Source organism: Silvanigrella sp. (genome assembly GCF_044369315.1).
In the GTDB taxonomy this organism is placed as follows: Bacteria; Bdellovibrionota_B; Oligoflexia; order Silvanigrellales; family Silvanigrellaceae; genus Silvanigrella.
Genome location: NZ_JBIPMD010000285.1, coordinates 1 through 3,730, shown reverse-complemented (window position 1 = coordinate 3,730; position 3,730 = coordinate 1). Strand labels below are relative to the sequence as shown.

Annotated in this window: 3 protein-coding genes and 1 pseudogene; all 4 read right to left on the bottom strand. The window is 26.5% G+C overall.

Translation table 11 applies throughout. The annotated features are described in order from the left end of the window. Nucleotides 1–358: 358 nt before the first annotated feature. Nucleotides 359–1,444: a DUF1574 family protein gene (locus ACIQ56_RS15535; protein WP_397601953.1), complete on the bottom strand. Its 1,086-nt coding sequence runs from the start codon at nt 1,442–1,444 to the stop codon at nt 359–361. Nucleotides 1,445–1,576: 132 nt separating this feature from the next. After that, nucleotides 1,577–2,248 carry a hypothetical protein gene (locus tag ACIQ56_RS15530; protein WP_397601954.1) on the bottom strand — a complete coding sequence of 224 codons (672 nt, stop codon included), beginning with the start codon at nt 2,246–2,248 and terminating at the stop codon, nt 1,577–1,579. Between the two features lie 41 nt (nt 2,249–2,289). Continuing rightward, the gene (locus tag ACIQ56_RS15525; protein ID WP_397601952.1) at nt 2,290–3,117 is read right to left on the bottom strand and encodes an MBOAT family O-acyltransferase; all 828 of its coding nucleotides are present in this window, start codon (nt 3,115–3,117) and stop codon (nt 2,290–2,292) included. Then, nucleotides 3,107–3,730 (bottom strand): annotated as a pseudogene (locus tag ACIQ56_RS15520) (haloacid dehalogenase); the annotation flags it as partial. The gene ACIQ56_RS15525 and the pseudogene ACIQ56_RS15520, both read right to left, overlap by 11 nt.

Below are 3,730 nucleotides of genomic sequence, written 5' to 3'. Positions count from 1 at the left end.
ACAATCGTGTTAGAAAGCATTCGTCGAATGGATATCTGTCTCCAGTTATATTTGAAATAACTAGACCAATGAAAAAGGTCGGTTAATTGTGTCTATAAAATTGGGGGAAGATCAGCATAAATACAGATTTAATTTTTCATTTTGTGCGAGAAATTTAAATTGAATTAAAAATATAATATAAAGATAATGTAACAAAAATAGCGGAAAGTTTTTTTAAATGATTTCATTTCCAGAAAATACTAATTTTTTTATTTGTCTTCTGCCAGTATCATCTGGTTGTGGGATTGATTGAATGATTCTATATGTCAGAATTATTTTAAATAAAGAGCCTTTATACAAAAATTATATTTATAAACTTTTAAAATGCATCTATTTTTTGAATTATTTTTCTCATACAAGAACCTTTTGAATGAACTCCATCATAAAATTCCAAAGGTGTACAATTTACTTTATCAGGATTATATGACCCTATAACACTTATATTTTCATTATAAGCAATAGAATGTATTTGATTTTCAACTTCTTGTAATATTGGATTACGCTTTAAAGCTTCATTGTAAATGTAAGGATGGTAGGGAGAAAGCAGCAAAATAACTTTATAATTTTTATTATATTTTCTTATAAGTGCTTTGAAAATTTTATTGCGGTAATTAGAAAAACTGTAATAAAGCATTGAAGGGCCAAGCAAGTTTTTATTATCACCAACAATTAAAGATTCTTGAGTAATACTTTCCATTTCAGAATTGTAGACCAAACTTCCATCTTTCATAATGATATTCTTACCAGGAATTGGTTTATCAGAATCAGGATACTCAATATTTGAAGAATTTTTTTGAACAAAATTATGGTATAAAAATTTTAATGATTCCTTTGTATATGCAATTCCTATAAGCTCTTCATATTTATTTTGATGATTTGAAGAATATTTTTGGGAATCAAGATTCAAACCCGACAATCCTTTCTTATATTCTTCTGACAATGTCATCCAACGTTGTTGACCAGAGTCATCATTAAAGATCCAAGGATCAACACCTATCAGTAATATATTTGGTTTAAATTTCTTTGTAGCTAAATCTAGTATTGCTACTATATCCTCAATTGAAGCACCACTTACACCTAAATTAAAAATATTTTTATCAATTAAATAATTTCCTATTTTCAAAACTCTTGAGGAACCTACAACAATTACATTTGGTTTTAATAAATCAGATTCAATATTAATTCTAGCTCTAATAAATTTTCTTTCATCAAAATTCTTTGATAATGCAACACATCTATGAACAGTAAGTGATTCAGCTAATTTTAATTCAAATTCTTTGTTTCCAGATTTTGATTTATTGAAAATATTTATTGGATCTACAATATAATTAAATAAAGAAATTAAAATCATTAAAATTAAAATTGTCGAAAGATAAATTAGAAGAAAAAATTTTTCTTGTTTCATATTTCCCCATACTTTTTCTATTAATAAATTCTTTAGACTTGATTGCAATAAACATTTCTATTTAAATACATTTTAATAAATAGCATTCTTTATATCATTTATCTAAATAGAGAAACTAACAAGTCAAAATAATTAAAACTGAAAATACAAAAAAGGACTAGTTTTACCTAATTGCATAATACTAATCACAAATAACATTGCGAATAATATAGCAGCAATTCTATTTCGCATTAATAAACGATTATTACTAAATGGATTATTTGATGAAATACTTGAACTATTTGGAAAAAAAACTACGATTATAAACCCAATTATTAGTAAGATATAACTATCTAAAGTAGATTGATTTGACTCTAATTGGGACTGCCATATTCCTTTTAGTGGATCAAAAATTGAGCCAATCTGAATTCTATGAAGAATTAATAAAAATTCATTAGGATTTAACATAACTCTGTATATTTGAAATGCGTTAGAAACGCTATCAGCTCTAAACATTACAAAAGATATATTTACAGCTATAAAAGTTACGAACCAACCAAAGATGCTCCTTATATTAAAAAGCATAGGGGATTTAGATTTTTTATAGGGAAAAGCTTTTTTCCATAGTTGATTTACTACAATATACATCCCATGCATGCATCCAAATAAAACATATGTCCAACTCGGACCATGCCAAAAACCAAGTATTAAAAATATAAGAAAAGTTGGGAAAATTAGATTACAGATTATGTCTATAATACCTGATTTACCATTAGATAGCCTCATCATCATTAATGTAATTGGAGTATGTAAATATTCACCAATATATTTAGTTAACGATATATGCCATCTTTGCCAAAAATTAATTATATTTGTAGACAGTTAAAAGGAAGCCAAATACCAAAAAGTAACGCCAGACCAACAGCCATATCTGAATACCCTGAAAAATCAAAATAAAGCTGAAAGCTATAAGCAAATGATCCAACCCAAGAAATCATAAACTTGGGGGACATACCAGACTTAACTCCATTAAATAAAATATCAGCATAACTTCCAAGAGGATCTGCAAGTAATAACTTCTTAGCTAACCCGATTGTAAAAAGAATAATACCAATTGAAATCTTTTCAGTATTGATTTTAAAATTTTTAGCATCTGAAAATTGTGGCATCATTTGCTTATGATGGATTATTGGTCCCGCAATTAAATGAGGAAAAAAACTGACGAATAAAACATATTGTTGAAAACTTTTTTCCTTAACTTTACCTTGATAGCTATCTACTAAATAAGCTATTTGTGTAAATGTAAAAAAAGATATTCCAATTGGAAGAACAACATTTAATATCTGAAATGGCTCTAATTTAATTATATGCAGAAATTCATTTGTATTTTCAATAAAGAAATTTGCATATTTGAAATAACCTAAAAGAATTAAATTCAAAGATATAGATGATATTAATAAGTATTTTCGATATTTTAAATTAATATCAGACAATTTCAGACCAAAATAATAATTAACACAAATAGAGCTCGCTAAAATTGGTAAGGAGTATAAACTCCAATAACCATAAAAAAATAGTGATGCCATTGAGAGCCATACAAGAGCACCGAAATGACTTTTAGATGATATTAAATAATAAATTGCAAAAACTAATGGTAAAAAAACAAAAATAAATTGATATGAATTAAATAGCATAATTAATTCTCATTGAAATATCTTGAAAATTGTATTCCATAATATCTAATTCCCAAATTCCAATTTCTGTATTGCATAAAGTTTTTTTAAACCCTAGTTTTTTATAATGATCCTTTACAATAATATTACGATCTGTCGGTTTATAGAAACCAATTAATTTTTTTACTCCTCCAACCTTAGCATTTAAAACAATATCCTGTAAAGCAGCCAATTCAACTTCCCGACCCAATACACGACAACTCATTAACCATGTATCTATTTCCCAAAAATCTATATTTTTTTTACATATAATAACACTAATCATGCCATTGTCTCCAAAAGCATCTTTTAGTCTTATTTGACGTGTGAAAAAATTAGGATTTTCTTCTAAATCTTTTACATCTAATTCACTATATCTTTTAGTTGTTAGATTAAATTGATTAGATTTACTAATTAATTGTGTTATACGGGCACGATCAATTGATTTAAATGGCATAAAGGATATTTCCATATCCAAAGACTTTAAATAACCTTCCATATCAGAGGATTGATTTAAAATCTGAATTCTTTTGGCATTGTCTTGATAATAAGATGCTCTTTTACAATCTTCTTCTGAAAAGGAAATTGCTTCGAA